Origin of the sequence: Pseudomonas sp. HMWF006 (assembly GCF_003061205.1) — a bacterium.
GTDB classification, from domain to species: Bacteria; Pseudomonadota; Gammaproteobacteria; order Pseudomonadales; family Pseudomonadaceae; genus Aquipseudomonas; species Aquipseudomonas monsensis.
This window is the reverse complement of record NZ_QAIU01000216.1, coordinates 3,655-5,564: the sequence shown is the minus strand read 5'-3', so window position 1 is coordinate 5,564 and position 1,910 is coordinate 3,655. Positions and strand designations below refer to the sequence as shown.

General features: G+C 64.1%; 1 protein-coding gene and 1 pseudogene. Both read right to left on the bottom strand.

Translation table 11 applies throughout. The features are described 5' to 3' along the window. Positions 1-455, bottom strand: a pseudogene (locus DBR24_RS08560) (N-acetylglutaminylglutamine amidotransferase); the annotation flags it as partial. Positions 456-604: 149 nt separating this feature from the next. Next, a partial coding sequence (gene mnmC, locus DBR24_RS08555; RefSeq protein WP_256591347.1) for a bifunctional tRNA (5-methylaminomethyl-2-thiouridine)(34)-methyltransferase MnmD/FAD-dependent 5-carboxymethylaminomethyl-2-thiouridine(34) oxidoreductase MnmC occupies positions 605-1,910 on the bottom strand: 1,306 nt, incomplete at its 5' end.

Here is a 1,910-nt window from a genome sequence, read left to right as displayed (position 1 = left end):
GTGCGCGACAGGTACAACGGCTTCACGCCGAGACGGTCGCGAGCGATGAACAGGCGCTGGGCGTCGCGCTCCCAGATGGCGAAGGCAAACATACCGTTGAGTTTCGGCAGCATTGCTTCGCCCCAGGCGTGGTAACCCTTGAGCAGCACCTCGGTGTCGCCACCGGAATAGAACGCGTAACCGAGCGCTTCGAGTTCGGCGCGCAGTTCCGGGAAGTTGTAGATCGCGCCGTTGAAGGCCAGGGACAAGCCCAGTTGACTGTCGATCATCGGCTGCGCCGAGCCGTCCGACAGGTCCATGATTTTCAGGCGACGGTGGCCCAGGGCAATCGGCCCTTGAGCATGGAAGCCCCACGCGTCGGGGCCGCGAGGCGCCAGGTGATGGGTGATTCGCTCGATGGCTGCAAGGTCTGCAGGGTGTTGATCAAAACGTAACTCGCCAGCTAATCCGCACATAAAATCCTTACCGGTTTTTCCGTTGGGGAGGGTGATTCTCAGTCAGGCCAAAATGGCCGTTACTCAGAAACTGACCCGGTGCAGTTGTGGGAGTTTTAGAACGATGAGTTATAAGGGGCGGCGACTGACCGGCGGCCAGTCGCTCTTTTTCATTTGCCGCGAATCAACGTGCGCAAGGCAAAACGGTTGGGATGGCAGGCTTCGGCGACGCTTCTGGGCAGGGGCAGCGGCTCGTTGTCCAGCCACGCCGCCAGCAGTTCGCCGGACAGCGGTGCGGTGATCAGCCCGCGTGAGCCGTGGCCGCTGTTGACATACAAGCCGTCGAGCCACGGGCAGGCAATGTCCGGCACTTGTCGCGCATCCTTGCTTAACGCCGCGTAGACCTGAGCGAAGGCTTCGCGGTCGGCCAGCGGACCGACAATCGGCAGATAATCGGGGCTGGTGCAGCGAAAGGCGGCGCGGCCCTCCAGCGTTTCTGCAGGCAGGTCATTGATGTGCAGACGCGCCACCAGATCGCCGGAGATCTCCTCAAGCATTGCCAGATTGCCCAGGTGTTCGGCGGTTGTCGGTGTCAGGTCATCGCTGGTGAAATCGAAACTGGCGCCCAGTGTGTGTTCGCCCAGGCGTGCCGGGGCGACATAACCTTCGGCGCAGACCACGGTGCGTAGCGTCTGGCTTTCCGCGGTTTGCGGCAGGCGCGTGATCTGCCCGCGAATGCGTTTGAGCGGCAGCTCGGCACTGTGTGCAAAGCGTTTGATTTCCGCAGCGCCGGCCAATACCACCACCGGTGCGCTGGCGAGCACACGGTCGCCGGCGAGGGCTTGCCACTGACCCTCGACCTTGCGCAGTTCCAGCGCCTCGTGATGCTTGAGCAATTCGATGTTCGGTTGCGCGGCCTGTGCCTGGCACAGCGCGGGCGGATGCACCCAGCCGCCTTCGGGGTAATACAAGCCGCCGTGGCTCAGTCCGACCCCGGCCTGAATCTCGGCCTGCGGCTGGTCGAGCCAGTGCACCAGATCTTCCGGGAACGCCGCCGCCAGTTGTGCATGGCGCTCGGCTTCCTTTGTATTGAATGCCAATTGCAGCACGCCGCAATCGTCCCAATCCGAGCCGCGTTGCAGGGTTTCCAGCAGGCGGCGGGTGTAGCCGAACCCGCTGACGATCAGTTGCGACAACGCGGTGCCGTGGGCCGACAGCTTCAGGTACAGCACGCCCTGTGGATTGCCCGATGCTTCCTGCGCCACGTCGGCATGCCGTTCCAGCAGGCTGACCTGCCAGCCCCGCGCCGCGAGACTGGCGGCGCTGGCGCACCCGGCCAGCCCGGCGCCGATCACCAATGCGCGGCGCTCACCGGTCAGCGGGGCAGGGCGGGCGAACCACGGTTTGTCTGGCGCGGGTGGCGCAACGTCCTGCGGCCAGCCGACAAATTCACCGCGCAGGATTTCCCACTTGTGG